This is a genomic window from Cytobacillus spongiae, assembly GCF_021390075.1.
Map to the genome: position 1 here is coordinate 3,458,986 of NZ_CP089997.1, position 22,615 is coordinate 3,481,600.

The following is a 22,615-nucleotide window of genomic DNA, read 5'->3' on the forward strand; positions in this document are numbered from 1 at the left end:
TATGAGCTCCTTTTAAAAAATTGTTTGTTATTTGCATAAGCAACAGCCGGTTGGAGATGCTGAAAAATGGAGAAACTGTATCATTCCAGGCTATTTCCTCATAATTTAATAAAAAAAGTATATATATAGTGAAAATAACAAGAAAAGGTGAAGCGAATGACTGAAGAAAAGAAAACGACCTTAACTGAAGCAACAGCACGAAAATGGTTACATGAAAGAGGAGTTGAGATTCAAGATATTGCTGATCTAGTGTTTTACTTACAGGAGAAATATCATCCAAATTTACAGATGGAAGATTGTACGTTAAATGTGGAACGGGTTTTATCAAAGCGGGAAGTTCAAAATGCGATCCTCACTGGAATTCAACTAGATATGCTAAGTGAGAAAGGACTGCTAGAAGAACCATTGCAATCCATTATTCAAGCAGATGAAGGGTTATATGGAGTAGATGAGGTTCTAGCATTTTCAATTGTGAACGTCTATGGGTCCATCGGTTTCACAAATTACGGGTATATTGACAAGCAAAAGCCCGGTATCTTACAGCAGTTAAATGACAAATCCTCTGGCAAATGCCACACCTTCCTTGACGATATTGTAGGGGCAATAGCTGCAGCTGCCTCAAGCCGCCTCGCACACCGGGCAGCCCATACTGAATAATTGGGTTCATCAACTGCTAGTTGACCTGAAATAGAAAGGATTTGACTCATAAAGGTTTAGCATTTCAGGTGCTACCCAGCAGGAGGAAACTAGATGTCACTGAAAAGCTGTTTTTTGCCTCTTGTAATACTTAGGTTTAGTAGCTCTAGGTTGATTGGAACGGAAGCTGCATAGACTCTTTTGGGATTAGCGGGCAGGTGCGATCCTGCAAGTACTCTAGTTGCTGATGAGACTCAGCGACTTCCACGCACGAAGCAAGCGTCTGAAGCGGAAATCACCAAATATCCACATATTTCCATTCTAAAGAAACGAAATGAAAAGGACTAACAAACTCGTTAGTCCTTTATTTGTTCTAAAATTTCCATTCATCTAGAGAATTTATGGAATAAGTAGGTAGTTTGACGTAGTCTTCTAAGTGTGCCTTTGTTGTCACTCCAGTGTGAACAAGCAATGTATCCATTCCAGTATGAATCCCCGCTAGAATATCCGTATCGTAGTTATCTCCAACCATAAGCGTGTCTTCTTTTTTTGTTCCAAGCACCTTTAAAGCCTGTTCCATAATAATAGACTCCGGCTTTCCGATAAAGATAGGCTTCGTTTGGGTGGATACCGTAATAACAGAAGTTAATGAACCATTACCTGGAAGTAACCCTCTTTCAGTTGGAATGGCAATATCACCGTTCGTAGAAATAAAAGTTGCTCCATTTCGGACAGCTAAGCATCCCGTCGCTAGCTTCTCATAGCTAATTGAACGATCAATACCGACAACAACAAAATCAGCCTCTTCATTTCCAAAGGATAAGCCTCTTTCCTCAATTGCTGTTCGAATGCCCTCTTCCCCAATGACATACACAGATGCATCTGCTTTCATCTCTGCTATGTAATTTGCCGTGGCTTGACTAGTTGTAAAAACCCGTTCTTCTGTTGCCGGAATATCAAATTTTTGTAGTTTTTCAGCAACCTGTGCCGGTGTTCTTGAAGAATTATTCGTTACAAATAAGTATGGAATGTCTAGTTCACAAAGCTGCTTAACAAAATCAGAAGCCTGTTCAATTTTCTCAGAACCACGGTACATCGTTCCATCTAAATCAATTAAATAACCGCTATATTTTTTCATTAGTATCACTCCTAGAAAATATCTTACCCAACTATCTATATTATTAAAGGAAAACGATTTGTGCAATCATTCACAATTATAGTAGAACGAAAAAGAGATTGCCAACTAAACCGCAATCTCTTTTTTATTAAAACAATGATAAATTTCCCATTTTTTCATAGGTTAATTTTTAAATGCTGAAACCGGCCCGAGTTCATTTGTCAAATAATCTCTAACTTTAGGAGCAAACATGTGCAGGCTTTCTATATGCTTTTGAAAAACATCCTGAAGCTCTACATGGTTGATTTTTGTGTAGGTTTGAACGAGAACTTTTCGATAAAGGAGGATTTCCTTTAAACTATGACTCATTTCTTTTGTAATGACTTTTTCATCGTCTAGAATATCCACAATGTCCTCATAGCTACCTGGATCTCGCATAATAAAGCCGTCAATCATAGAGTTTCCTACATCAAGTATAGATTCGATGATCGTATGGGTAATTCGCTCTAATGCCGCTTTTTCTAAAATGGTGGTCCAATCTTTTTTCTCTAGAAAAAGAGTAATTTGTCCTTCTAGGAACTGTAGAGTTTCTTCAATTTTTTCTCGGTCTACAAAATACATGGCTCTCACCTTTCTTAATTGAGTCAAATATAGGATAGCTTAAAATGACGAAAGGCCTTTATGTAATGAATCTGGCTTTGCATAATAATAGCCCTGCGCTAAGTCCACATGATTTCTCAGTAATACAGAAGCTTCTTCCTCACTCTCTATTCCTTCTGCTACAACAAGTGAACCTGCTTCTTTTGCAACTAGTAATAGTCCTTTTAGCATCGACTCTTTTACAGTATTCTTATCGATATTTTGAATAACGCTTCGATCTATTTTAATAATATCAGGCAAAATTTCACTAATTGAATTTAAACTGGCATATCCAGCACCCGTATCATCTATTGCTGTGAGGAATCCCATCTTTCGCAGGATACGAATATTTTCGATAAAGTGCTCCATTCCTTCAAACGAATCCCGCTCTGTAATTTCAATCGTAATCTGCTGGGGAGGAATGTTTTTATATTTGACCAATAGCTTCTTTACATCTCGAATTAATCGCTCATTCCCCAGAGTAAAAGGTGTGAAATTAATGAATATATTATGCTGACACCCTGTTGCCTTAATTTGTTCCATTGTTTTTTCGAACACAATCAATTCAAGGTCATAGAGCATTCTCGTTTGCCTAGCCACTGAAAATAGCCTTAATGGACTTTCTAACTCTGTACCCTTAGGTCCGCGTGTAAGCATTTCCCATGCTTGAATTTGGTTAGTCGCAATATCAATAATTGGTTGAGCTAATAGTCTAATATCCCGTTGGGCAACAATCTTATTCATAGCATATACCATTTCATTAAATTCAGACTCTACTCTTTTTTCCGCCATCGCATATGCTTGCTGTTGAGCCTTAGTCACCGCTTCTTCTAACGAATAATGTTTTTTCTCTACAAACATATAACCTGTATTAAAAATGGTTTGCACTGAAGGAAAACTCGCAACGACAGCTTTTGCAGCTTCACTCAAAATTTCATTCATAACCTTCTCAATATCAGATACAGAATGATAATCATGATTGACCCGTAACAACAGGGTAAGTCCATCACTGTCATAATCATGTAGCACGATGATCTGATCATTTGTTACTTGCCTTGCAACTACTCCCTTAAACGTGTTTTTAAGATGGCTTATATATTTTTCATACATATAAAACCCGAGTTGCTCCAATATTTCTCTTAAGTTTGTCACATTAAAAACAATGACAGCTACTTCGTGTCCTTGTTTAAAAGAGGATCTAACCCCTTCGATCATCGGGTTTCTTAATGTAAATTTAGGTGGATAATAGCGTAGTTTCCCCGTAGGAAATATAATTTTGCCCCATCTAGTGAGCTGATTCATTTTTTTTCGTAAATGATAGACCATTAAGCCTCATTCCTCTCAGAAGCTAACATATACATTTATCAATATTGTACCATAATTCGTTAAATTCCGTATGTTTTTCCATTCGACTTGTCGAATTTTCAAATCTCGTTTTGTAACGATTCGGATTCTGCTAATATAAGAAGTGAAGAAATAGATGTATTGGAGGAAAGCTAGTTGGAACGTGAATTGGCTTTAGAAATTGTCCGAGTAACAGAGGCAGCTGCTCTTGCATCCGCACAGTGGATGGGACGTGGCAAAAAGAACGAAGCGGATGGTGCAGCTACAACAGCTATGCGGAAAATGTTCGATTCGGTCAATATGGATGGCGTAGTTGTTATTGGTGAAGGCGAAATGGATGAAGCTCCGATGCTGTATATTGGTGAAAAGCTCGGAACTGGGGCAGGACCACAGGTAGATATTGCTGTTGACCCTCTTGAAGGGACAAGCATCGTTGCAAAAGGTCATAACAATGCGATGGCAGTCATTGCTGTAGCTGATAAAGGAACCTTGCTTCATGCGCCAGATATGTATATGGAGAAGATCGCTGTAGGAAAAAATGCTGCAGGACAGATTAGCTTACTCGATCCTATTGAAAAAACGATCGACATTGTTGCGAAAGCAAATAACAAACGAGTTCAAGACTTGACCGTGATTATTCAAGAAAGGGATCGTCATGAAGAGTTAATAGAGCGCGTCCGAGCTAAAGGACCCCGTGTAAAGCTTTTCGGTGATGGTGATGTAGGTGCAGCGATTGCGACCGCTCTTCCTCATACAGGAATAGATCTGTTTGTTGGTATTGGTGGTGCTCCTGAGGGTGTCATTTCAGCTGCTGCGATTAAAGCGCTTGGGGGAGACATGCAAGGTCGTCTCGTGCCATATACGACCGAAGAAGAAGCTCGTTGTATGAGCATGGGATTAAAGGATCCTCGCCAGTTACTTCATTTAGAAGATCTTGTTTCAGGTGATGATGCCATTTTTGCGGCAACTGGTGTATCTAGTGGGGAACTATTAGATGGAGTAAGATTTCTTGGCGGAGATCTAGTTGAAACTCACTCTATCGTTATGAGAAGTAAAACGAAAACAGTCCGTTTCATTACAGCCCATCATCACCTTGAGCATAAGCCACATTTGGTAATGACCTAATATTCGTATCCAAGAGGAGGAACTGCAATGACTGACCGATTTTATTTATATAATGACTTAGTAGATACAAAGACACGATTTGTTAGTTTTATGGGAGAGAACACCAGATTCGACTTAGCTATTACGATGTCAGATCGATACTACGGGAAGAAATTAGTCTTGGATATTCAAGGTAGTCGCTTTGCCATAATTGGAGAGGACGATTTAAAAGAAGAAGGATATTTGGAATACGCCTTCAATCTATCTGAAGAAGATGCGGAGGAGCTTCGTAATTTCCTTTACGAAATCATCTAAACCCAATTTTTTTCACTTATTAGCATCACCTACTCTTGTCATACTAAGCAAAAAGGGGTGATCAATCAATGGTGGAAAAAGACAGTGAAACATATTCAGACTTTTCTAATGTGGAGGCCCAGCGGAATTTCTTAATACCTGAACAATTACCAGAAGGACCTTACGGCTCTCCACGAGGAAAATATGAGTTAGTGCAAAATAAAAGTACTCCATGGCGAGAAGGACAACGTTATTATAGTGCCTTTAATTATGAATTTAAATCGCTTCATGAGAATTTACCAAGACAAATGGATGGCTCTCATCCTCCACATGATGATCCGAATAAGGAGACACAATCCCCTTACTCTGAAGCATAATAAAAGGTCGAAGCACGATTCGCTTCGACCTTTTAATTAATTCTTCACTTTTTTCACTACAAAATAAGGACATCCAAAATTACAAAATTCATATAAGTATTCTGTATATGTACTTATTTTTGTATCGTAAGCAGCTTTTTGATTTTGATCGTCAAAAAAGCCCTTTAAACGAAGCTGACCGTAGCCCCAGTCCCCCACAATATAATCATATCTAGCTAAAATATCACTATAGCGCGAGCGAAAGGCTTCTTCATTGTACCCATCACGTCTTTCTTCGACGAGATCATAAGAAATATTGTTTATACTAATCATTTGTCTCACCTCGTTTGCTCATCCTTCTTACCTTAAATTATAACTGATTCCCCATCAATTACTAAGAAAAAAAACAAAACACCTGGTCATTCTAATAAATGAGGGGGTGTTATCATTGAAAAAAACAATGATGATTATAGGAATATGTGGTCTAACGGCATTAACCGCTTGCCAAAATGATATGGCACGTGAAGATATCTATCCCGAAAGCGGCAACACGATTAATGTGAATACAGAACGGGAAGAACTTTATCAGCAAAATAAAGATGCTAGGAGAATTAGTGAAGACTTTGGTTATACTCGTCACCAGAGAAGCCCGATCATGGGAGAAAATGTCTCAGCCAACCATTACGCATCACTGAATAGGGAGCGAGTGGCCGATATCATTGGGAAATACTGTACTGAAGTTCCAAATGTAGATGATGTATCGACCTTAGTGACTTCTGAGGAAGTATTAATCGTGTATGAAACAGATTCAGAAAACCGTTTTGAGACAGCAGACCAAGTGAAAAAAATGGCCATGTCTGTCGTTCCGAGATGGTACCATGTGTATGTTACAGATAATACCAACTTACGCAAAAATGTGGAAAATTATGCAAGCGTAGACTCAGATAGCACGAATGTGGAATATGGATTGAACAAGCTGATTAAACAAATGGTTAGCTCTTCTCCACAAGGACGCAAAATGAGCAATGGTGAAAATGCAAATGGTGAAGCGCAAGGTGAAATGAACGATGATAGGGATAAAGATGACCTTGGTGAAGAGACAAAAGATAGAAATATGCAATAGCCAAGCTACAGCACTTTGCATTCTTAAGAAAACGTGCATCAATAAAAGGCTGTCTTCCCCTCGCTTTTGGGATGACAGCCTTCGTTCATTTGATTAAGCTTCTTTTGCTTGTTCAGTTTCTTGCTCACCCAGTTGTTGCTTTTGCTTTGCAGCCGCATTTACTTGCTCATCTGCATGGTAGGAGCTTCGAACCATCGGACCAGCTTCGCAATGGCTAAACCCTTTGCTAAGTGCAATTTCCTTAAGCTCTTCAAATTCATCGGGATGATAATATTTTTGTACAGCAATATGCTTTTTCGTTGGTTGTAAATACTGACCAATTGTCATAATATCAACATGATTTGCTCGTAAATCATCCATCGTTTCGATGATTTCTTCTTTCGTCTCACCTAATCCAATCATAAGGCTTGATTTTGTCGGAATGTCTGGTTGCATTTCCTTTGCACGACGCAAAAACTCTAAAGACCGATCATATTTGGCACGGGCACGGACTCTCGGCGTTAAACGGCGAACGGTTTCAATGTTGTGATTTAGAATATCTGGACGTGCATCCATTAATGTTTGTAAATTTTCTAGGACGCCTCCCATATCAGATGGCAGTACTTCAATAGTGGTAAATGGACTTTTTCTTCTAACGGCTCTCACCGTTTCAGCAAAAACGCCAGACCCACCATCCTTTAGGTCATCACGGGCAACAGCTGTAATAACGGCATGCTTTAGGTTCATTAAACTTACAGAATCTGCGACTCTTTCTGGTTCTTGAAGGTCTAGCTCTGTTGGTAAACCGGTTTTAACCGCACAAAAACGGCATGCACGAGTACAGACATCACCTAGTATCATGAAAGTCGCTGTTCTTCTGACAGCCCAGCATTCATGAATATTAGGACATCTAGCTTCTTCACAGACCGTATGAAGCTTCTTTTCTCGCATCATTTTCTTTAAGCCCATATAGTTTTCATTCGTATTCAACTTTATTTTTAGCCATTCAGGCTTACGCAAATATTCCTCTTTTTTACTCAAATTTATTCACTCCATCTCTAAAAAACCTGAAGTTTTGTCATTTGCTCTTTTTTCCAAGGAAAAACGCACTTCTGATGTCACTTTAACACACCATACATAGGAGGACAAGCCGAAGATATTGGCATTACCATTAATTGATATCTATTTATTTTTTTAGTTACTCACAAAATAAGCATGTTAAATGATTTTAGAAGGGAGGATTCCTATGCGGCTTCTTATACTTGTTTCATTATTGATTAGTTCTGTCTTCATTCATACTACAGCTGTTAAAGCTGAACCGAAAGAACCCGATCTATATGAAAAACGAATGAGTATCTATAAAAAGGTTGAAGCAGTTACACAAATTCCTTGGTACTATTTAGCGGCAATTGATCAATACGAGCGGAATATTAGAGAAGCACGTAAGGACTTACCGAAAGCAGAAGGAGCTATCGGTATTTATTTCACTCCAGAGAAATGGTGTGGAGCCTTAAACCCTAATCAATCGGATACAAATCCAAAGTCCATCCATTTTTTTAATGGATTTGGGGTGGATGGAAACGGAGATGGACAAGCGAACCTTTCTGATGAAGAGGACGTTATGTATGCATTTGCCCATCATCTCTTAAATTATGGGGTCGATCATGACAATCTAAAAATTGGCTTATGGGATTATTATAAGCGAGATAAAACCGTAAGAATTATCATTGGCAAAGCAAAAATCTACAAACATTTTGGACGGATCAACCTAACAGAGCATGCCTTTCCTGTCCCATTGAATTGGAACTATAGCTATAAGAGCACTTGGGGAGACGCAAGAGGCTGGGGTGGTAGACGGATTCATGAAGGAACGGATATATTTGCTGATTATAGTGTCCCAGTTAGAGCAACCTCTTATGGGATTGTGGAAATGAAAGGCTGGAACCGATATGGTGGCTGGAGAATAGGAATACGTGATATTAACAATAATTATCACTATTTTGCCCACTTAAGCGGCTTTTCCAAGGGTCTAACAGTTGGGCAAGTGGTTGAACCGGGGATGCTAATTGGAGGAGTAGGTAGCACCGGCTACGGACCACCAGGAACTTCAGGTAAATTCCCACCACATTTACATTACGGGATGTACAAGGACAATGGTTATACTGAATGGTCATATGATCCCTATCCACACTTAAAACTATGGGAGAGACAAGAACGACAAAAACGAAGAAAATAATCCATTCATTCATTTTAAATATGAAATATAAAAGGACTTCCAACATGGGAAGTCCTTTCATTCAGAACTACATTAATTCGAAGCTTTCTTTGACTTAGAAACAGCGTTAAAGATACTAGCAGCAAGGCCGCCCCATATAATGACCATTCCTATAATCATCATGACAATCGCACTTGTTTCCATTAGCTAGAAACCCCCTTATTTGTCGACTCCTTAGGAACCTCTAATGATGCTGATTTCCATTTAAACTGGGAGAACACAACCGCAAGTAAGATTGCGCCGATTGCTATTGTCCATCCAAAGTTAAATACGAAGTCTGTTGGATATCCACCATATCCGTTAATAATACGCTCTTTCATTTTACCGTACATCATGTATCCTAATACAACTGGTGTGATAACACTTAAGCAAATCTTCCACCATACCCCTAACTTTACATCCGAAATTGCATTCGCATGCTGTTGTAATGGGTTAAGCTGCTTAGCAAACCAAGCAAAGTAAACAACTTCAAACAATCCTGCTAGTGCTACACCAAACTGATTAATAAACTCATCTGTTACATCAAGGAAGTTTAATCCACCTTGAGTTGCGAATAATAGGGAGATAACTGCTGATAAACCTCCACCAAAAAGAACTGCTTTACTACGAGTTACGTTAAATTTATCTTGTACCCCTGCAACAAATGTTTCGACGATTGAAATTAGTGATGATAAACCTGCTAATACTAAACTTCCGAAGAATAGAACTCCAAACACTTCTGGAAGGAAAGGCATTTGGTTAATGATTTCAGGAAATACAGCGAATGCTAGAATAACGCCACTCTTTACAACATCCTGAACGGGAACACCTTGTGATTGAGCCATGAAACCTAAAGCAGCAAATACTCCAATCCCAGCTAAAAGCTCAACACTCGAGTTCGCAAATCCTGTGATAAATGCGTTATTTGTAATATCAGATTTCTTTGGTAGATAACTTGAATAAGTAATCATAATAGCAAAAGCAATCGATAAACTAAAGAATATTTGTCCATATGCCGCTACCCACACTTGTGGTTCAGCAATTCTTCCCCAATCTGGCTTGAAGAATGCATTGACACCATCTAGAGCTCCCTCTAATGTTAAAGCACGAATAACTACTCCTAAGAATAAAATAACAAGTGCCGGAATCATAATTTTGTTCGCGCGTTCAATCCCTTTTTTAACACCAGCAAATAATACACCTAGAGTAACTACCCAAACAATAATTAATGGAATAAGGACTCCTGGAACTAAACTTCCCATCACTCCTGCATCGGAAACCTTTAAATAGTCAGCAATCAAGAAGTTAACCGTATCTTCTCTCCCCCATGATAACTTAAAGGAGAATACCGTGTATGACATAGCCCAAGCAATGATTACCGCATAATACGTAGCAATAACAAATGAGATTGCTACTTGCCACCACCCTAGCCATTCTGCTCCTTTGTTTGTTCTAGCGTAAGATAATGGTGCAGAGCCTCGATACTTATGCCCTATAGTAAATTCAAGGATAAGTAACGGAATACCTGCAGTTAATAATGCAAATAAGTACGGTAAGAAAAAGGCACCTCCGCCGTTATCAAATGCAGTTCCAGGAAACCTCCAAATGTTACCTAATCCTACAGCTGATCCTACTGCTGCAAGGATAAAACCTGCTCTCGTTCCCCACTGTGGACGATTATCCATAACCTTTCTACCCCCTAATATAGTCCCGAACTCTTTGAATTTTTAAGAGTTGGAACTTTTTATATTTTCAGATAATTTAGTATGAATTTAGTATAGCTAGATTTTGTCCTTCTGTCAAAACATTATTTTGGGAATAATATTATTTTTTTGAAAAGTACAGAAACAGACGCACTAAAGCCTATTTCTATTCTTTCAAAATTATTTCCAGTTCCCTGATTACCTCCTTTATAGATTCATATTCAACCTAATTAGAAACTTTCTATTATCAAGACAGAAAATTCAAATTTTTTTCTTTAGGGTATAAAGCCTTATGAATAATCTGCCTGAGATGGTATAGACCACTATATATAAATTCATTGGATGGATAGAAGCGAATAGAACTAATTTTCTTATAGCAAACTAATAATAGTAAATGCTATGGAGGGTTTAGATGGAAACAGCTCTTATATTAGAATATCTATGGGTTTTAATCGTATTAATTGGACTAGAAGGAATACTTGCAGCTGATAACGCTTTAGTTATTGCAATAATGGTCAAACATTTACCAGAAGACAAAAGAAAAAAGGCATTGTTCTATGGTCTTGCTGGAGCATTTTTTTTCCGATTTGGCTCCCTTTTCATTATTTCCTTTTTAGTTGATGTATGGCAGGTTCAAGCAATTGGAGCACTATATCTATTGTTTATTTCTATCACACATATTGTTAAAAAGTTCATTTTAAGAAAAGGAGAAAATAAAAAAACGGGGGATGAAAAACAAGGCTCGGGCTTTTGGATAACGGTGCTGAAGGTTGAGCTAGCAGATCTGGCATTTGCAGTTGATGCAATTCTTGCAGCAGTCGCATTTGCAGTTGCTCTTCCTGAAACAGACCTTCCTAATATAGGAGGACTAGACGGAGGTCAATTTTCAGTTATTCTAGCTGGTGGAATTATTGGTTTGGTTATTATGAGATTTGCTGCTAACTTCTTTGTAGGAATATTACACAAAAAGCCTGGGCTTGAAACAGCCGCCTTTTTAATAGTTGGATGGGTAGGAGTGAAATTAGCCGTATATACTCTATCCCACCCTGACTTAGCCTACCTCTCAAAAGACTTTGCAAAATCAATAGAATGGAAACTTACATTTTGGTCCGTACTCATACTAATTGCTATCTTAGGTTGGTTTCTTTCGAAAGAAAAGCCTTCTGAAGAAGGAAATCCTTAAAATAAATCATCCGTTCGATTGTAGGTAAGGAAATCGTAAGAACTTGTTTTCTTGCCTACATTTTTATTCTAGACATACGAGTCTTTTCAAAAATAATGTAGGTTCGTTAGCTTTTCTAACAATTCAAGACATAGTGATACCTTCAATTTATTCATCTCCCCGTAAGCTACACAAAAAAATAGCCTCAGCAGACATTAGGTATATACCACATTATAACTTTATATTTTTTTACTAACTGGTATAGACAACTATATCATTAAAATTTATAATAAGGATATCCCTTATAGAATTGGAGATGGAATGAATGAGTCGTCTTCTATTTACGAATTGCCGAATACTACTAGAAGCTGAGCTTATAGAGCAAGCTTTTCTGTTCATTAATAATGGAAAAATTGAGAGCTTTGGAAAGATGAGTGAGCTTCCTACTTTTCACTCCCCCCTTCAAGTATTAGAGCTTTCTCAAGAGCATACAATTGTACCCGGGTTTATTGATGTTCATATTCACGGAGCTGGCGGAGCAGATACTATGGACAGTACACCAGATGCCCTCACTACAATGGCTAGTGTGTTGCCCTCTGAAGGAACGACTGCCTTTTTAGCTACAACTATCACTCAAGAGAAACAAAAAATAAACCAGGCACTTCAAAATGTAGCTCTTTATAGAGAACAGCATAATACCCCAGGAAAAGCAGAAGTAATTGGAGTTCACTTAGAAGGACCTTTTATAAACGAAAAACGAGCGGGCGCTCAGCCTCCATCTGATATCATCCACCCAGACGTCCTTCTTTTTCAAGAGTGGCAATTGATTTCTGGTGGAGCTATTAAGTTAGTGACACTTGCACCTGAAAAAGAAAAAGGATTAGAGCTTGTTAAATACCTTTCTGAGACAGGTGTTATCGCATCAATCGGTCACTCTGATGCCACCTACTATGAAGTAGAAGAAGCCGTTCAGGCAGGTGCCTCACAGGTTACCCATCTGTTTAATGGAATGAGAGGTCTACATCACCGAGAGCCAGGTGTAGCAGGGGCTGCCCTACTGTTAGACGAGCTAAAAGTAGAGATGATTGCTGACGGTATTCATGTTCGACCGGAAATGATCAAGCTAGCTCTTCAAGCAAAAGGAATGGATGGGATGTTGTTAATCACAGATTCCATGAGAGCAAAGTGTTTAAAAAACGGTGAATATGATCTTGGTGGACAAAATGTGACAGTTAAGGATGATAAGGCTACACTGGCAGACGGAACCCTTGCTGGAAGTATTTTGAAGATGAGAGATTCCATTTTGAATATGATGGATTTTACCGGGATAAGTTTACAACAAGCAGTTCAGCTTGCAAGCAGCAATCCAGCTAAACAGCTAAATATCTTCGACCGAAAAGGGAGTATTGATATTGGCAAGGATGCGGACATTGTTGTACTTGATCAATATTTTCATGTTAAACACACATTTTGTCGCGGTGTAAAAGCATATGAACGAGAGGTGAATCAACAATGATGAACATCATTAAAGTAAAAAATTATGAAGAAATGAGCCAAATCGCTGCTACTACAATCATTCAAACCGTTCATGCGAACCCCTCTGCTACATTAGGCTTAGCTACTGGGAGCACTCCTAAAGGTGTATACCTACGTCTGATCGAGGATTTTCAAGAAAAGGGAACCACATATCAAAATATACGTACAGTCAATTTAGACGAATATATCGGACTTGATGAAGCTTCTGAACAAAGCTATTTTCATTTTATGAAGACCCAGCTATTTAATCATATCGATATCCCTGCTGATCAAACATATATCCCGTCAGGTACCAGCCATAATTGGGAGAAGGAATGCAGTCGTTATGAAGAACAAATTAAGAAATTAGGTGGAGTTCAGCTTCAGTTACTTGGGATCGGCAACAATGGGCATATCGGTTTCAATGAGCCCGGGACTTCATTTTCCAGTCGAACACATGTGGTGGAGCTGGCGGAAAGTACCCGAAAAGCCAATTCTCGCTTCTTCTCCTCCATTGAAAACGTTCCAACCCATGCCATCACAATGGGGATTTCAACCATTTTAGACAGCGAAGAAATTCTATTATTAGCTTCGGGTGCATCTAAAGCCAAAGCTATTCAAGAATTACTTCACGGAGAAATGACGGAACAATTTCCTGCCTCTTCTCTCAAGTCACATAAACATGTTACGATAATTGCAGACGAAGAAGCCCTACAGCTTGTGGACCTGTAGGATAATAAGGAGCTATTTATATGATTGATAAAAATTCGCCTATTCCTATTTATTTTCAACTAGAGGAGCATTTACGTGCTCAAATTGAGAACGGGAGCTTAGAGGTGGATGAAGCCATTCCCTCTGAGAGAGAGCTTGCAGAAACCTTTCAAATTAGCCGAATGACCGTTAGACAAGCGATCAATAACTTAGTTACAGAAGGGCTACTTTATCGGCAAAAAGGAAAAGGAACATTTGTGAATAAGAAAAAAGTAGAACAAAAGCTTCAAGGTCTTACGAGCTTTACAGAAGATATGCTTGAACGAGGAATGAAACCTAGCAGCAAATTGATTTCCTTTGAAATTATCCCTGCCGACAAGCAGGTTGCCCAGGCTTTAAACCTCAACGAAAACACACCTATCTATGAAATAAAGCGTGTCCGTCTAGCTGATCAATTACCTATGGCTCTTGAAACCACTTTTCTTCCTGCAAATCTCGTTAAAGGCTTAACAGAGGATATTATTAACCAGTCGCTGTACCAATATATTGAACATCACCTAGGCTTAATAATCAATGAGGCCTCACAAGAGATCGAAGCCTCCACTCCGAAAGAAACCGAGATGAAGCTGCTGGAAATCGAAAGTTCTGCTCCAGTGCTATTCATCAAAAGGGTCTCCTACCTTCAAGATGGAACTCCCTTTGAACTCGTGAAATCATCCTACCGAGCGGACCGTTATAAGTTTGTTCATACAATGAAAAGATCCTTCTAAGAGGGTCTTTTTTGTATTTAGACCTGGTTCAGCTCCTCTCAACAGAAGGCACCTGTAATTAGAAGCCGTCAGAAGGTTCTTTTAGAACCAGTTAACGGCTTCATCAAGTATATCGTTTCAGGCGAGACCACGCATGAACTTGCGAAGAGGAGGCTCGCCGAACGCCCCCCGGAAAGCAAGCACCTGGAGCGGAAATCACCTGTTTTTCCCCCACTATAAAAAACAACTATAGGTGGAGCTAGATTTGCATTAACCATCAGTGAGATTATAGACTTCCTAATATAGAAAGCCTAAATTGGTGATTGGGGCGGAAGGTGCTTGACTCCTGGGGGATTTGCGTTTCAGGCGAGACCCCGCATGAGCTTGCGAAGAGGAGGCTCGCCGAACGCCCCCCGGAAAGCAAGCACCTGGAGCGGAAATCTCCTGTTTTTCCCCCACTATAATCAAAAAAAAAAGACTACCCTAATGAGTAGCCTGCTAAAGATAATATCCCCACAATTTCAAATTAAGCTAATTTCTTCCGCCCTCCAATAAACGCAAACGCAACTAAGAAAATAGCTACAGTCGCTAAACTGAGAAGCGTGCTTCCGGTAAACCCAAGAACAACATAACCAATCCCCGCAATAACAGCCGAGATAATCGCAAACGGTAGCTGAGTTAACACATGATCAATGTGGTTACAGCCGGCTCCAGTTGAAGATAAAATCGTCGTATCCGAAATCGGAGAGCAATGGTCTCCAAATACTGCACCTGCTAAAACAGCAGCCATCGCTGGTAAAAGCATCGTAATATCCGTTGCTGCTGCAATATCTCCAGCAATCGGTAAGAGTATGCCGAAAGAGCCCCAAGAAGTACCGGTCGAAAATGCCATAATCCCTGCAATTATAAACAAAATTACCGGTAAGAAGGAAAGATTCATATTTGACTCTTGAACAATCCCTGCTAAATATTCACCTGTTTCTAGACGACCAATCAAGTCGACAATCGCCCATGCAAAAATCAGTATATATACAGCAGGTAGCATTGACTTAATCCCTTCTAGCACACCTTGTAAAAACACATTCCCTGAAACCCCTTTTAACATGAAGGCTTGACGGAAGAATAATAGAAGTGTAACGATTAAACCGAACACCCCACCAAGGATAAGAGATTTTGCTACATCTGTGTTTTCAAATATTTTCAGAATCGTTGCAGATCCTTCTGTTGCTTGTAATCCAGTCCAAATCATCGACCCTACTGTACCTACGACAAGTGCAACAATTGGCCAAATCAAATCACCAACTGATCCTGTTGAACTTGTTGGTAGATCATCCTTTAGTTCACCAGGGGCTGACTTTTCAGGATCAAGTACTAAGCCTTCTTGAACTGCGCGGTCTTCATGAATTTTCATAGAACCAAGATTGATATTTCGATAGATAATAATAAATACCATTGCAAGTGACGTCCATACATATAAGTTCATTGGAATCATTTGAATAAAAGCTGAAAACGAACTATAGTCATTTACTTGATGATCTACAAGAATCGCACCGATTAGCGCTATAATATAAGCGCCCCAGCTCGAAACAGGTGAAACGACACATATAGGTGCAGATGTTGAATCAATTAAATACGCTAGCTTCGCCCTCGACACTTTGTGCCGATCTGTAATCGGGCGCGAAATTTGTCCAACTGCAAGGGCATTGAAGTAATCGTCGATAAAAATAATAACGCCGAGAACCGCTCCTACTAATTGAGCACCTACACGCGTTTTCACACGCTTCATTGCCCATTCACCAAACGCTCGACTGCCTCCAGAGATTGAAATAAAGGCTGTAATTATCCCTAATACTAATAAAAATAGAATAATATACACATTCCACGTATTTAACTCTCCATCGGAAATGAAAATCCCCTTCACGGCATCAAAGATCATTGAGAATGTTTTCGTTACACTAAATTCAGCAAGCAAGATTGCAGCTGTTAAAATCCCTACTCCTAACGATAGAAGTACTCTTCTCGTTAAGATAACCATTAAAATCGCAATAATAGGTGGTAATAATGAATAAATGCTGTTTACCATTTTGGTTTCCTCCTCTTTTTTACTACTATATAGAGGGGAGAAATGGATTATGATAGAGCAAAATAAAAAAAGAGTAACGATAGAGAAAAATCCATCATTACTCTTTTTAGTAATATAGTTTCTCCATCACGATCTGTAGCTCCCCATTATGAAGCAAGTAAAAACGCTTCATAATGACAGTGTTACTTTTATTAAAAGTAACCCCAGCGAAACACATGCTGACACATCGCATTTCACTTCGGCAAAAACCCCTTTCTAACGTGATCACTGTTGTCATCCTCACACGCTATACTCTTGATTCATGCTCCTCTACCCCATCGGAATGATAAGGTTATTTATTTTATTGTTCTTTTAATATAGCAAACTACGAATAAATATTCAACCTTTAGTTTACTGGCAATTCGAGGGAAGGAGCAGAATCTCCTCCACCATTGTAAAATTGCGGGACCTCACCCTGGATTAATCCCATTGCAACAGGTATGTCCTGTTTAACGGTCGTCACCTTTGTAGCAAATGGAATGATGATCTGAACATTTACTTCAAGATGAATATACACTTTTACATACACATTATTTATACCGTATTCTTTCATTTCTGTTTTCACATCAGCTAGAATATCTCCAATTGCATTGAACCTAACAGGAATCTGAGGACCCAAGTTTCCTAAAAGCGCATTTTCAGTCGCTTGACCGAGAGGGACATAATACACAATTCCTTCAGCGCTATTCGACTTATCTGTCTCAATCTCAATATCGGTAACAGATTCTAAGGCAGACAGATTTCCCGCCTCAGCTTCTTTAATATTGGTTTGGACAAGACTTGCAATCTCCCCTTGCACCCTGTTAATTATTTCCGTATTAAATTTCGTTGTGGTCGTATTCGCACCATTTGGTGACGGAACGGTTTCAATAATATCATTTATATCCATTACATTGGCAATTTTTTTGTTAATGGCCTTATTAATAACTAATGAAGCAATTTTCCGAGTTTGGGAATCAGCATAACTCATCAGCGTTGGCTCTAACCCTTTATTGATAAACCAAAGACCTGCAGCAGTTGAAAAAGCAAAAAAGACAAAGGTGATTAAAAAAACATATCGAAAAGGTAGCGGGCCTTTTCGTCGCCGTCCACCGATTTTTGGCAAGACAAATCCCCCCTTTACAAGCTATATGTATGCTGTAAAGAAGGGAACTAGCATTAAATTTAATTATTCATTCTTAAAAGTTGTATCACAGTCCGTTATCACTACAGATAACTCCGATTTTAGATCAAATTCAAAAGGCTTAACAGGCTCGTCCCCTATTTCAATTATACGAACAACCGGTCGGTCACTTAAGCCTATATTTTGACGGCTGACGACTCCCTTTTTTCCATCACTCAGCTTTACCGTAATCCCGATTGGATAGATGGCAACCGCTCTGCGGAACGCTTCTACCACTTTCGGTTCAAATAATGTTCCTACTCCAGAATATAAAATTTCTAATCCTTCATGAGGAAGCATGGCTTGTCGATACACACGGTTTGACGTCACTGCATCAAACACATCGGCAACCGCAATGATTTTTCCATATTCATGGATTTCGTTGCATTTTAGCCCTCTGGGATAGCCTGTACCATTTAATCTTTCATGATGCTGATAAGCACAATGTGCAATAATTAAAGGAAGTGTTTGAACTTTCCGCAGAATTTCAAAGCCTTCCTCTGCATGGGTCTTCACAACGGTGAATTCTTCTTCAGTTAATCGACCTGGCTTCAGTAATATTTCCTCAGGAATTTTCATCTTCCCTACATCATGAAGAACGGCTCCAAGACCTAACCTCTCAAGATCCTTTGGTTTTAAGTTCAATTCCATCCCAATGGCTAGTGTATACATTGTCACATTTAAGGAATGTGTAAATATATAGTTATCGTATGTATAAACATCCGACAGAAGTGTTAGTAGATCCTCATTGCCCCTAATCTCTGATAGAATGGCTTTAATTAATTCTGTGAGTCGCTTTGCCGCTTTTTCAATTACAAACGAATGGGACAACGCTTTAGCACTTTGAACCTGTTGAAAAGTTGTTTCAATCGTTTGGATGGCTTCTTGTCGTAGTTTCTCTGATATTGGATGCTGGTAAGAAATATCTTCTGTTTGTCCATCTTGAATATAAATATATGAAATGCCTAAGCTGATTAAGCGCGTCAATACCGTATCTTTAAGAATGACCCCTTCGTTTACTAATACCTGCCCCTTTTCATTGTAAATCGCCTTTGCTAATATTTCTCCTTGCTGCACCGATCCCGTAGCTACTAATCTCATAGAAAACTCCCACTTTGAAAATTCGCAAACTCATCTGATAAAATTTATATTTTCCGACAAATTTCTACTTTATTACTAAAATAACCCTATTACAGTTATCGTATCAACCTACTTTTGAACCTATTTTCTAACTTTTATGTGAAGGTTTTTTTTACCATTAATATTCTTATACTATTTTATCACTTCTTGTCTTCATCAGTGAAGCATTCCCCAAGTAACAAGTTCGGTTTTAGGATCACAGTTCTCCATTCAATATTTGATAACTGGTTAAAATAAGAAAAGCACCCTATACGGTGCTTTTTATGAGTTAAATCATCTTCAATAGAGCATCTTTTCCAATCATGCCTTTATGAATTCCTAGCTCTTCTGCTTCAAAGGTGACCGATTCAAGCGGTGCATCTAGAAGCTGCTCAATAGTTTTGACTCCTACCGCTCGACCAGCAATTACTTTACGATCTTTTAGCTTTTCATTTAATAGCGCAACATCGAGTGCACCACACATAATATAACCTTTATCATTTGTAACGACCAATAAGTTCGTTTTCGGCAATGCGACAGAAACACTTAAAAATGTATGACCATTTATTTCTACTGGTGATAAGTCAATCATTTCTCCACGCTCCTTTCCTCCCATACACTACACCATATGCAGAAGAAAGGTAATGCGTGTTTTTTATTACAGAAAATGGATGGTAGGTGATGAAGAGTACTGGGTGCTTCACTACTGCTTGTTCTATTGGTTCTTTGGTCTTCATCCACCTTATGATGACCTTTCCTGGCTAATTTTCTCGCCCTTTGGGTCTTCATCGACCTTATGATGACCTTTCTAGACTATTTTTCTAGCTATTTCGGTCTTCATCGACCTTATGATGACCTTTTCTTACTACTTTTCTAGCTATTTGGGACTTCATCGATCTTATGATGACCTTTCTAGACTATTTTTCTAGCTATTTCGGTCTTCATCCACCTTATGATGACCTATCTAGACTATTTTTCTCGCCGTTTGGGTCTTCATCATCCTTATGATGACCTTTCCAAACTATTTCTCCAAGCCATTTTGTACTTCATCACTCTTATGATGCCCATTCTAATAGCAAGCATCAGCTGTTTAGAACTTCATCAACTAAATGAAGTCCTATCCAATCAACTCGATTCCCCATTTGCTAACTTCCATGCTAATAAGTCACGCATAAATTCAGGGAGAAAGTATTGCTTCGTTTTGGCTCTGAATATTTCTGGAAAGAATCGACCAAAGGTGAACATATCGGGAATGGCGAGCTTGTACTTTTCTTCTTTCTTTAGCTCAACTCCGTTCACAAGCACCTTCTTGATCCCGCTCTGTACTTCAAATGAGATCGAATGATGCACTATTTTTCCCATGACTGTTCCTCTGAAGCCTAGCCCTTTCACTTGTAGATGCTCCCATTTTTCATCCAATGTTTGCAGCAGGACCTCCTTTAATTCAGCACCAGTAAGCTCCACTAAACATGGATTAATCGGGTGGGGACAAATCATTAATAAATCATATTTAGAGAGGGGACCCTCTTGTAAACCTCCTAAAATTAGACCTTCATTTAAAAAGGACGCATCCGCTTTCGTCCAGCTTTGAAGTGCTGAACATAGCTCAGCTGCAATATACCTCTTATCTAGAGAAATGGATAGCTCTGTCACTACCTTTCCCAACTGATCTTTTCCTAGCTGAAAGAGCATTTCACGATATTCCAGTTCATTTTCTGAAGAAGGAAGCTGATTTGTATCATATAAAATCGCTTTTTTCTGTTTGATCTCCTTTGTAAGAGAGTCGATTGTTAATGTGACGTGACCCACATATTGTCCGTGCTTTCCCCCTCCACAGAGAAGGGTATCTTCCACCTGTTTTCCTTCATGTAAAATGTGATGAGTGTGCCCTCCTAGAATGACGTCAATTTCCGGGAACATTTCAGCGATTCTTTCGTCTTCATGAATTCCTAAATGGGAAAGTAAAATAATTGCATCTGCCTGTCCTTCCAAGCTACCTAACAGACTTTCAAGCTCTTTTATTGGATCTGTCATACTCCAACCAAGAAGCTCATAAAAACGAGAAAAGTAAGCGGTCAATCCGATGATAGCCATCCGTGTACCTTTACACGTTTCATAAACTTTATAAGGCTTTGCCCAATTCGGCCTTGTGCCATTTTTATAATAGAGATTCGCTAATAAGACATCGAAGTTAGCAGACTCATACATCTCATCTAACCCTTCGTATGACAAGGTAATACCTTCATTGTTTCCAATCGTTGCAGCCGTATAGCCTGCTTCATTTAATAAATTTACATTTCCTTTGCCAAGGAAAGCATCGGAATAGGGGTGCCAACGGTCCATGTGATCGCCAATATCGAATAAAAATACTTCATCATCAACTTCTTCATGCAAGGTTCTTCTGTCTAGTAAAAATTGATGGATTCGTGGCCAATGGTTAAAATGGCTATGTAAATCGTTTGTATGATAAATATGAATGGTTTCCATTCCCGTCACCCTACCTTTTTAAACTGCCAACCCTTCATAAATTAACTGAAGGCCAATTACAATTAATAATACTCTTAAAATAGCTACTAGTGTTTGACTTTGAAGTTTTGAATTAATAAATGCTCCAACCTTCGCTCCTACCCACGCACCTGGAACTAATGCAAATGCGTACAGCCAATTCACATTTCCTAAGCTGATATGAGTCATACTGCTAACAATAGCCGAAAGGAAAATCATAAACATGGACGTCGCCACCGCTACATGTGGTGGAAATAAGAATAGGACGATCATGGCAGGAACCATTAACGAACCTCCACCAATACCAAAAATCCCTGAAATAAACCCAACTACAAACGCCATTCCAATTCCTAATACAGGATGATATCCATATACGTATGAATCCCCTTTAGCGTCAGTAAAAGTTCGTTGAATTCCAGATTGTTTCAGTTTTAGAGGCTTCAACCGTCCCCTTATGATTAAAATGAAGGAAACAAAAATCATGAATAGACCGAAGTAAATCTGAAATTCGTCCATTTGTAAGGCTTTATTAACCCAAGCACCAACAATGCCCCCTGGCCCACTCCCCATGAAAAAAATGAGCCCACTTTTATAGTCGACTGTCTTATGCTTCATATACGTAAGGGTTGAGGAAAGACCCGTGAAAATCATAATGAATAGCGAGGTTCCTACTGCAACTTGTGGGGTTATGCCTTGTAACAAGGATGTGTTTGTTCCGAAAAATAATAACGCTGGGACTACAATTATTCCGCCTCCTAATCCGATTAGCGCGCCTAATGTTCCCGCTACTAATCCTATTAGTATAAGTACAAACCATTCCATCGTGCCCATCTCCTCGATTAAAACAAGTCTAATTGCCTTGGTGCTAAATCACCGTATTCAATCGCTAATATATCAATTAATTGCTTCGCATTGTCGGCTGCATCCCCTCCAGAATTATTGTTAAACAGCACGAACACATCCTCGCAGCTTTTTTCAAAACACTCGAAACCCCAAAACTACTGTAATAGACTTGTCTATT

Annotated in this window: 23 protein-coding genes, 1 pseudogene and 1 riboswitch; of the genes and pseudogenes, 10 read left to right on the forward strand and 14 right to left on the reverse strand. The window is 39.0% G+C overall.

The window, feature by feature from the left end:
• Positions 1 to 156 precede the first annotated feature (156 nt).
• Positions 157 to 657 carry a phosphatidylglycerophosphatase A family protein gene (locus LS684_RS17515; RefSeq protein ID WP_233807897.1) on the forward strand — a complete coding sequence of 167 codons (501 nt, stop codon included), beginning with the start codon at positions 157 to 159 and terminating at the stop codon, positions 655 to 657.
• Positions 658 to 1,009: 352 nt separating this feature from the next.
• Here LS684_RS17515 and LS684_RS17520 read toward each other — a convergent pair whose 3' ends face one another.
• The 3 genes from LS684_RS17520 to LS684_RS17530 all read right to left on the reverse strand — a co-directional run bounded on the left by LS684_RS17520 (position 1,010) and on the right by LS684_RS17530 (position 3,718).
• Entirely contained in the window at positions 1,010 to 1,774 is a 765-nt protein-coding gene (locus LS684_RS17520) for a TIGR01457 family HAD-type hydrolase (protein ID WP_233807898.1), read from the reverse strand.
• Between the two features lie 162 nt (positions 1,775 to 1,936).
• Entirely contained in the window at positions 1,937 to 2,374 is a 438-nt protein-coding gene (locus tag LS684_RS17525; protein ID WP_233807899.1) for a DUF86 domain-containing protein, read from the reverse strand.
• Between the two features lie 39 nt (positions 2,375 to 2,413).
• Positions 2,414 to 3,718: an EAL domain-containing protein gene (locus LS684_RS17530; RefSeq protein WP_233807900.1), complete on the reverse strand. Its 1,305-nt coding sequence runs from the start codon at positions 3,716 to 3,718 to the stop codon at positions 2,414 to 2,416.
• A gap of 174 nt (positions 3,719 to 3,892) precedes the next feature.
• Here LS684_RS17530 and glpX point away from each other — a divergent pair, with 174 nt between their 5' ends.
• The 3 genes from glpX (at position 3,893) to LS684_RS17545 (ending at position 5,511) form a co-directional block, all read left to right on the forward strand.
• Positions 3,893 to 4,861, forward strand: coding sequence for a class II fructose-bisphosphatase (gene glpX, locus LS684_RS17535; protein ID WP_233807906.1), 969 nt, complete (start codon positions 3,893 to 3,895; stop codon positions 4,859 to 4,861).
• Between the two features lie 27 nt (positions 4,862 to 4,888).
• Complete coding sequence (locus tag LS684_RS17540) at positions 4,889 to 5,155, forward strand: DUF3055 domain-containing protein (RefSeq protein WP_233807908.1); 267 nt, start codon at positions 4,889 to 4,891, stop codon at positions 5,153 to 5,155.
• Between the two features lie 68 nt (positions 5,156 to 5,223).
• Positions 5,224 to 5,511 carry a cytosolic protein gene (locus tag LS684_RS17545; RefSeq protein WP_233807910.1) on the forward strand — a complete coding sequence of 96 codons (288 nt, stop codon included), beginning with the start codon at positions 5,224 to 5,226 and terminating at the stop codon, positions 5,509 to 5,511.
• A 36-nt stretch (positions 5,512 to 5,547) separates the two neighbouring features.
• Here the strand turns inward: LS684_RS17545 and LS684_RS17550 are convergent, their stop codons facing one another.
• A complete protein-coding gene (locus LS684_RS17550) occupies positions 5,548 to 5,823 on the reverse strand; it encodes a YutD family protein (RefSeq protein WP_233807911.1) in 276 nt (91 codons plus the stop codon).
• Between the two features lie 115 nt (positions 5,824 to 5,938).
• Here LS684_RS17550 and LS684_RS17555 point away from each other — a divergent pair, with 115 nt between their 5' ends.
• Positions 5,939 to 6,613, forward strand: coding sequence for a YhcN/YlaJ family sporulation lipoprotein (locus tag LS684_RS17555; protein WP_233807912.1), 675 nt, complete (start codon positions 5,939 to 5,941; stop codon positions 6,611 to 6,613).
• Positions 6,614 to 6,706: 93 nt separating this feature from the next.
• On the opposite strand, the gene lipA is transcribed toward LS684_RS17555, so the two are convergent.
• The gene (lipA, locus tag LS684_RS17560) at positions 6,707 to 7,633 is read right to left on the reverse strand and encodes a lipoyl synthase (RefSeq protein ID WP_233807913.1); all 927 of its coding nucleotides are present in this window, start codon (positions 7,631 to 7,633) and stop codon (positions 6,707 to 6,709) included.
• A gap of 205 nt (positions 7,634 to 7,838) precedes the next feature.
• Here lipA and LS684_RS17565 point away from each other — a divergent pair, with 205 nt between their 5' ends.
• Positions 7,839 to 8,828 (forward strand): M23 family metallopeptidase, encoded by a 990-nt coding sequence (locus tag LS684_RS17565; protein ID WP_233807914.1) that lies wholly within the window; start codon positions 7,839 to 7,841, stop codon positions 8,826 to 8,828.
• A 72-nt stretch (positions 8,829 to 8,900) separates the two neighbouring features.
• Here LS684_RS17565 and LS684_RS17570 read toward each other — a convergent pair whose 3' ends face one another.
• Positions 8,901 to 9,011 (reverse strand): methionine/alanine import family NSS transporter small subunit, encoded by a 111-nt coding sequence (locus tag LS684_RS17570; RefSeq protein ID WP_233807916.1) that lies wholly within the window; start codon positions 9,009 to 9,011, stop codon positions 8,901 to 8,903.
• Positions 9,011 to 10,531, reverse strand: coding sequence for a sodium-dependent transporter (locus LS684_RS17575; RefSeq protein ID WP_233807918.1), 1,521 nt, complete (start codon positions 10,529 to 10,531; stop codon positions 9,011 to 9,013). The genes LS684_RS17570 and LS684_RS17575 overlap by 1 nt, the downstream gene beginning before the upstream one ends.
• A gap of 430 nt (positions 10,532 to 10,961) precedes the next feature.
• Between LS684_RS17575 and LS684_RS17580 the strand changes: the two genes are divergently transcribed.
• From LS684_RS17580 to LS684_RS17595, 4 genes are all read left to right on the forward strand, one after another.
• Entirely contained in the window at positions 10,962 to 11,732 is a 771-nt protein-coding gene (locus LS684_RS17580) for a TerC family protein (protein WP_233807919.1), read from the forward strand.
• Positions 11,733 to 12,036: 304 nt separating this feature from the next.
• Positions 12,037 to 13,227, forward strand: a complete 1,191-nt coding sequence (gene nagA / locus LS684_RS17585; RefSeq protein ID WP_233807922.1) for an N-acetylglucosamine-6-phosphate deacetylase — start codon at positions 12,037 to 12,039, stop codon at positions 13,225 to 13,227.
• Positions 13,227 to 13,958, forward strand: a complete 732-nt coding sequence (nagB, locus tag LS684_RS17590; RefSeq protein WP_233811696.1) for a glucosamine-6-phosphate deaminase — start codon at positions 13,227 to 13,229, stop codon at positions 13,956 to 13,958. The genes nagA and nagB overlap by 1 nt, the downstream gene beginning before the upstream one ends.
• 20 nt (positions 13,959 to 13,978) lie before the next feature.
• On the forward strand, positions 13,979 to 14,707 hold the full coding sequence (locus LS684_RS17595; protein ID WP_233807927.1) for a GntR family transcriptional regulator: 729 nt from the start codon (positions 13,979 to 13,981) through the stop codon (positions 14,705 to 14,707).
• Positions 14,708 to 15,212: 505 nt separating this feature from the next.
• On the opposite strand, the gene LS684_RS17600 is transcribed toward LS684_RS17595, so the two are convergent.
• From LS684_RS17600 to LS684_RS17630, 7 genes and pseudogenes are all read right to left on the reverse strand, one after another.
• The gene (locus LS684_RS17600) at positions 15,213 to 16,769 is read right to left on the reverse strand and encodes a Na+/H+ antiporter NhaC family protein (protein ID WP_233807928.1); all 1,557 of its coding nucleotides are present in this window, start codon (positions 16,767 to 16,769) and stop codon (positions 15,213 to 15,215) included.
• Between the two features lie 128 nt (positions 16,770 to 16,897).
• Positions 16,898 to 17,089, reverse strand: a riboswitch (Lysine riboswitch).
• A gap of 65 nt (positions 17,090 to 17,154) precedes the next feature.
• Entirely contained in the window at positions 17,155 to 17,913 is a 759-nt protein-coding gene (gene yunB, locus LS684_RS17605) for a sporulation protein YunB (protein ID WP_233807930.1), read from the reverse strand.
• A gap of 63 nt (positions 17,914 to 17,976) precedes the next feature.
• Complete coding sequence (locus LS684_RS17610; RefSeq protein ID WP_233807932.1) at positions 17,977 to 19,071, reverse strand: HD-GYP domain-containing protein; 1,095 nt, start codon at positions 19,069 to 19,071, stop codon at positions 17,977 to 17,979.
• A gap of 307 nt (positions 19,072 to 19,378) precedes the next feature.
• Positions 19,379 to 19,681: a YunC family protein gene (locus LS684_RS17615; protein WP_233807933.1), complete on the reverse strand. Its 303-nt coding sequence runs from the start codon at positions 19,679 to 19,681 to the stop codon at positions 19,379 to 19,381.
• A 533-nt stretch (positions 19,682 to 20,214) separates the two neighbouring features.
• The gene (locus LS684_RS17620; RefSeq protein ID WP_233807934.1) at positions 20,215 to 21,576 is read right to left on the reverse strand and encodes a bifunctional metallophosphatase/5'-nucleotidase; all 1,362 of its coding nucleotides are present in this window, start codon (positions 21,574 to 21,576) and stop codon (positions 20,215 to 20,217) included.
• Between the two features lie 18 nt (positions 21,577 to 21,594).
• Positions 21,595 to 22,416 (reverse strand): sulfite exporter TauE/SafE family protein, encoded by an 822-nt coding sequence (locus tag LS684_RS17625; RefSeq protein ID WP_233807936.1) that lies wholly within the window; start codon positions 22,414 to 22,416, stop codon positions 21,595 to 21,597.
• 17 nt (positions 22,417 to 22,433) lie between these two features.
• Positions 22,434 to 22,571: pseudogene (locus LS684_RS17630) on the reverse strand (DUF72 domain-containing protein); the annotation flags it as partial.
• Positions 22,572 to 22,615 lie beyond the last annotated feature (44 nt).

What these genes read in the sequence shown, in the direction of transcription:
- LS684_RS17600 (WP_233807928.1), bottom strand. Translation starts at nt 16,769, where the DNA reads ATGGTAAACAGCATTTATTCATTATTACCACCTATTATTGCGATTTTA.
- LS684_RS17520 (WP_233807898.1), bottom strand. Translation starts at nt 1,774, where the DNA reads ATGAAAAAATATAGCGGTTATTTAATTGATTTAGATGGAACGATGTAC.
- LS684_RS17575 (WP_233807918.1), bottom strand. Translation starts at nt 10,531, where the DNA reads ATGGATAATCGTCCACAGTGGGGAACGAGAGCAGGTTTTATCCTTGCA.
- LS684_RS17620 (WP_233807934.1), bottom strand. Translation starts at nt 21,576, where the DNA reads ATGGAAACCATTCATATTTATCATACAAACGATTTACATAGCCATTTT.
- LS684_RS17580 (WP_233807919.1), top strand. Translation starts at nt 10,962, where the DNA reads ATGGAAACAGCTCTTATATTAGAATATCTATGGGTTTTAATCGTATTA.
- LS684_RS17565 (WP_233807914.1), top strand. Translation starts at nt 7,839, where the DNA reads ATGCGGCTTCTTATACTTGTTTCATTATTGATTAGTTCTGTCTTCATT.
- LS684_RS17615 (WP_233807933.1), bottom strand. Translation starts at nt 19,681, where the DNA reads ATGATTGACTTATCACCAGTAGAAATAAATGGTCATACATTTTTAAGT.
- LS684_RS17530 (WP_233807900.1), bottom strand. Translation starts at nt 3,718, where the DNA reads ATGGTCTATCATTTACGAAAAAAAATGAATCAGCTCACTAGATGGGGC.
- LS684_RS17550 (WP_233807911.1), bottom strand. Translation starts at nt 5,823, where the DNA reads ATGATTAGTATAAACAATATTTCTTATGATCTCGTCGAAGAAAGACGT.
- LS684_RS17570 (WP_233807916.1), bottom strand. Translation starts at nt 9,011, where the DNA reads ATGGAAACAAGTGCGATTGTCATGATGATTATAGGAATGGTCATTATA.
- nagA (WP_233807922.1), top strand. Translation starts at nt 12,037, where the DNA reads ATGAGTCGTCTTCTATTTACGAATTGCCGAATACTACTAGAAGCTGAG.
- nagB (WP_233811696.1), top strand. Translation starts at nt 13,227, where the DNA reads ATGAACATCATTAAAGTAAAAAATTATGAAGAAATGAGCCAAATCGCT.
- LS684_RS17540 (WP_233807908.1), top strand. Translation starts at nt 4,889, where the DNA reads ATGACTGACCGATTTTATTTATATAATGACTTAGTAGATACAAAGACA.
- LS684_RS17595 (WP_233807927.1), top strand. Translation starts at nt 13,979, where the DNA reads ATGATTGATAAAAATTCGCCTATTCCTATTTATTTTCAACTAGAGGAG.
- LS684_RS17610 (WP_233807932.1), bottom strand. Translation starts at nt 19,071, where the DNA reads ATGAGATTAGTAGCTACGGGATCGGTGCAGCAAGGAGAAATATTAGCA.
- LS684_RS17545 (WP_233807910.1), top strand. Translation starts at nt 5,224, where the DNA reads ATGGTGGAAAAAGACAGTGAAACATATTCAGACTTTTCTAATGTGGAG.
- LS684_RS17625 (WP_233807936.1), bottom strand. Translation starts at nt 22,416, where the DNA reads ATGGAATGGTTTGTACTTATACTAATAGGATTAGTAGCGGGAACATTA.
- LS684_RS17515 (WP_233807897.1), top strand. Translation starts at nt 157, where the DNA reads ATGACTGAAGAAAAGAAAACGACCTTAACTGAAGCAACAGCACGAAAA.
- LS684_RS17525 (WP_233807899.1), bottom strand. Translation starts at nt 2,374, where the DNA reads ATGTATTTTGTAGACCGAGAAAAAATTGAAGAAACTCTACAGTTCCTA.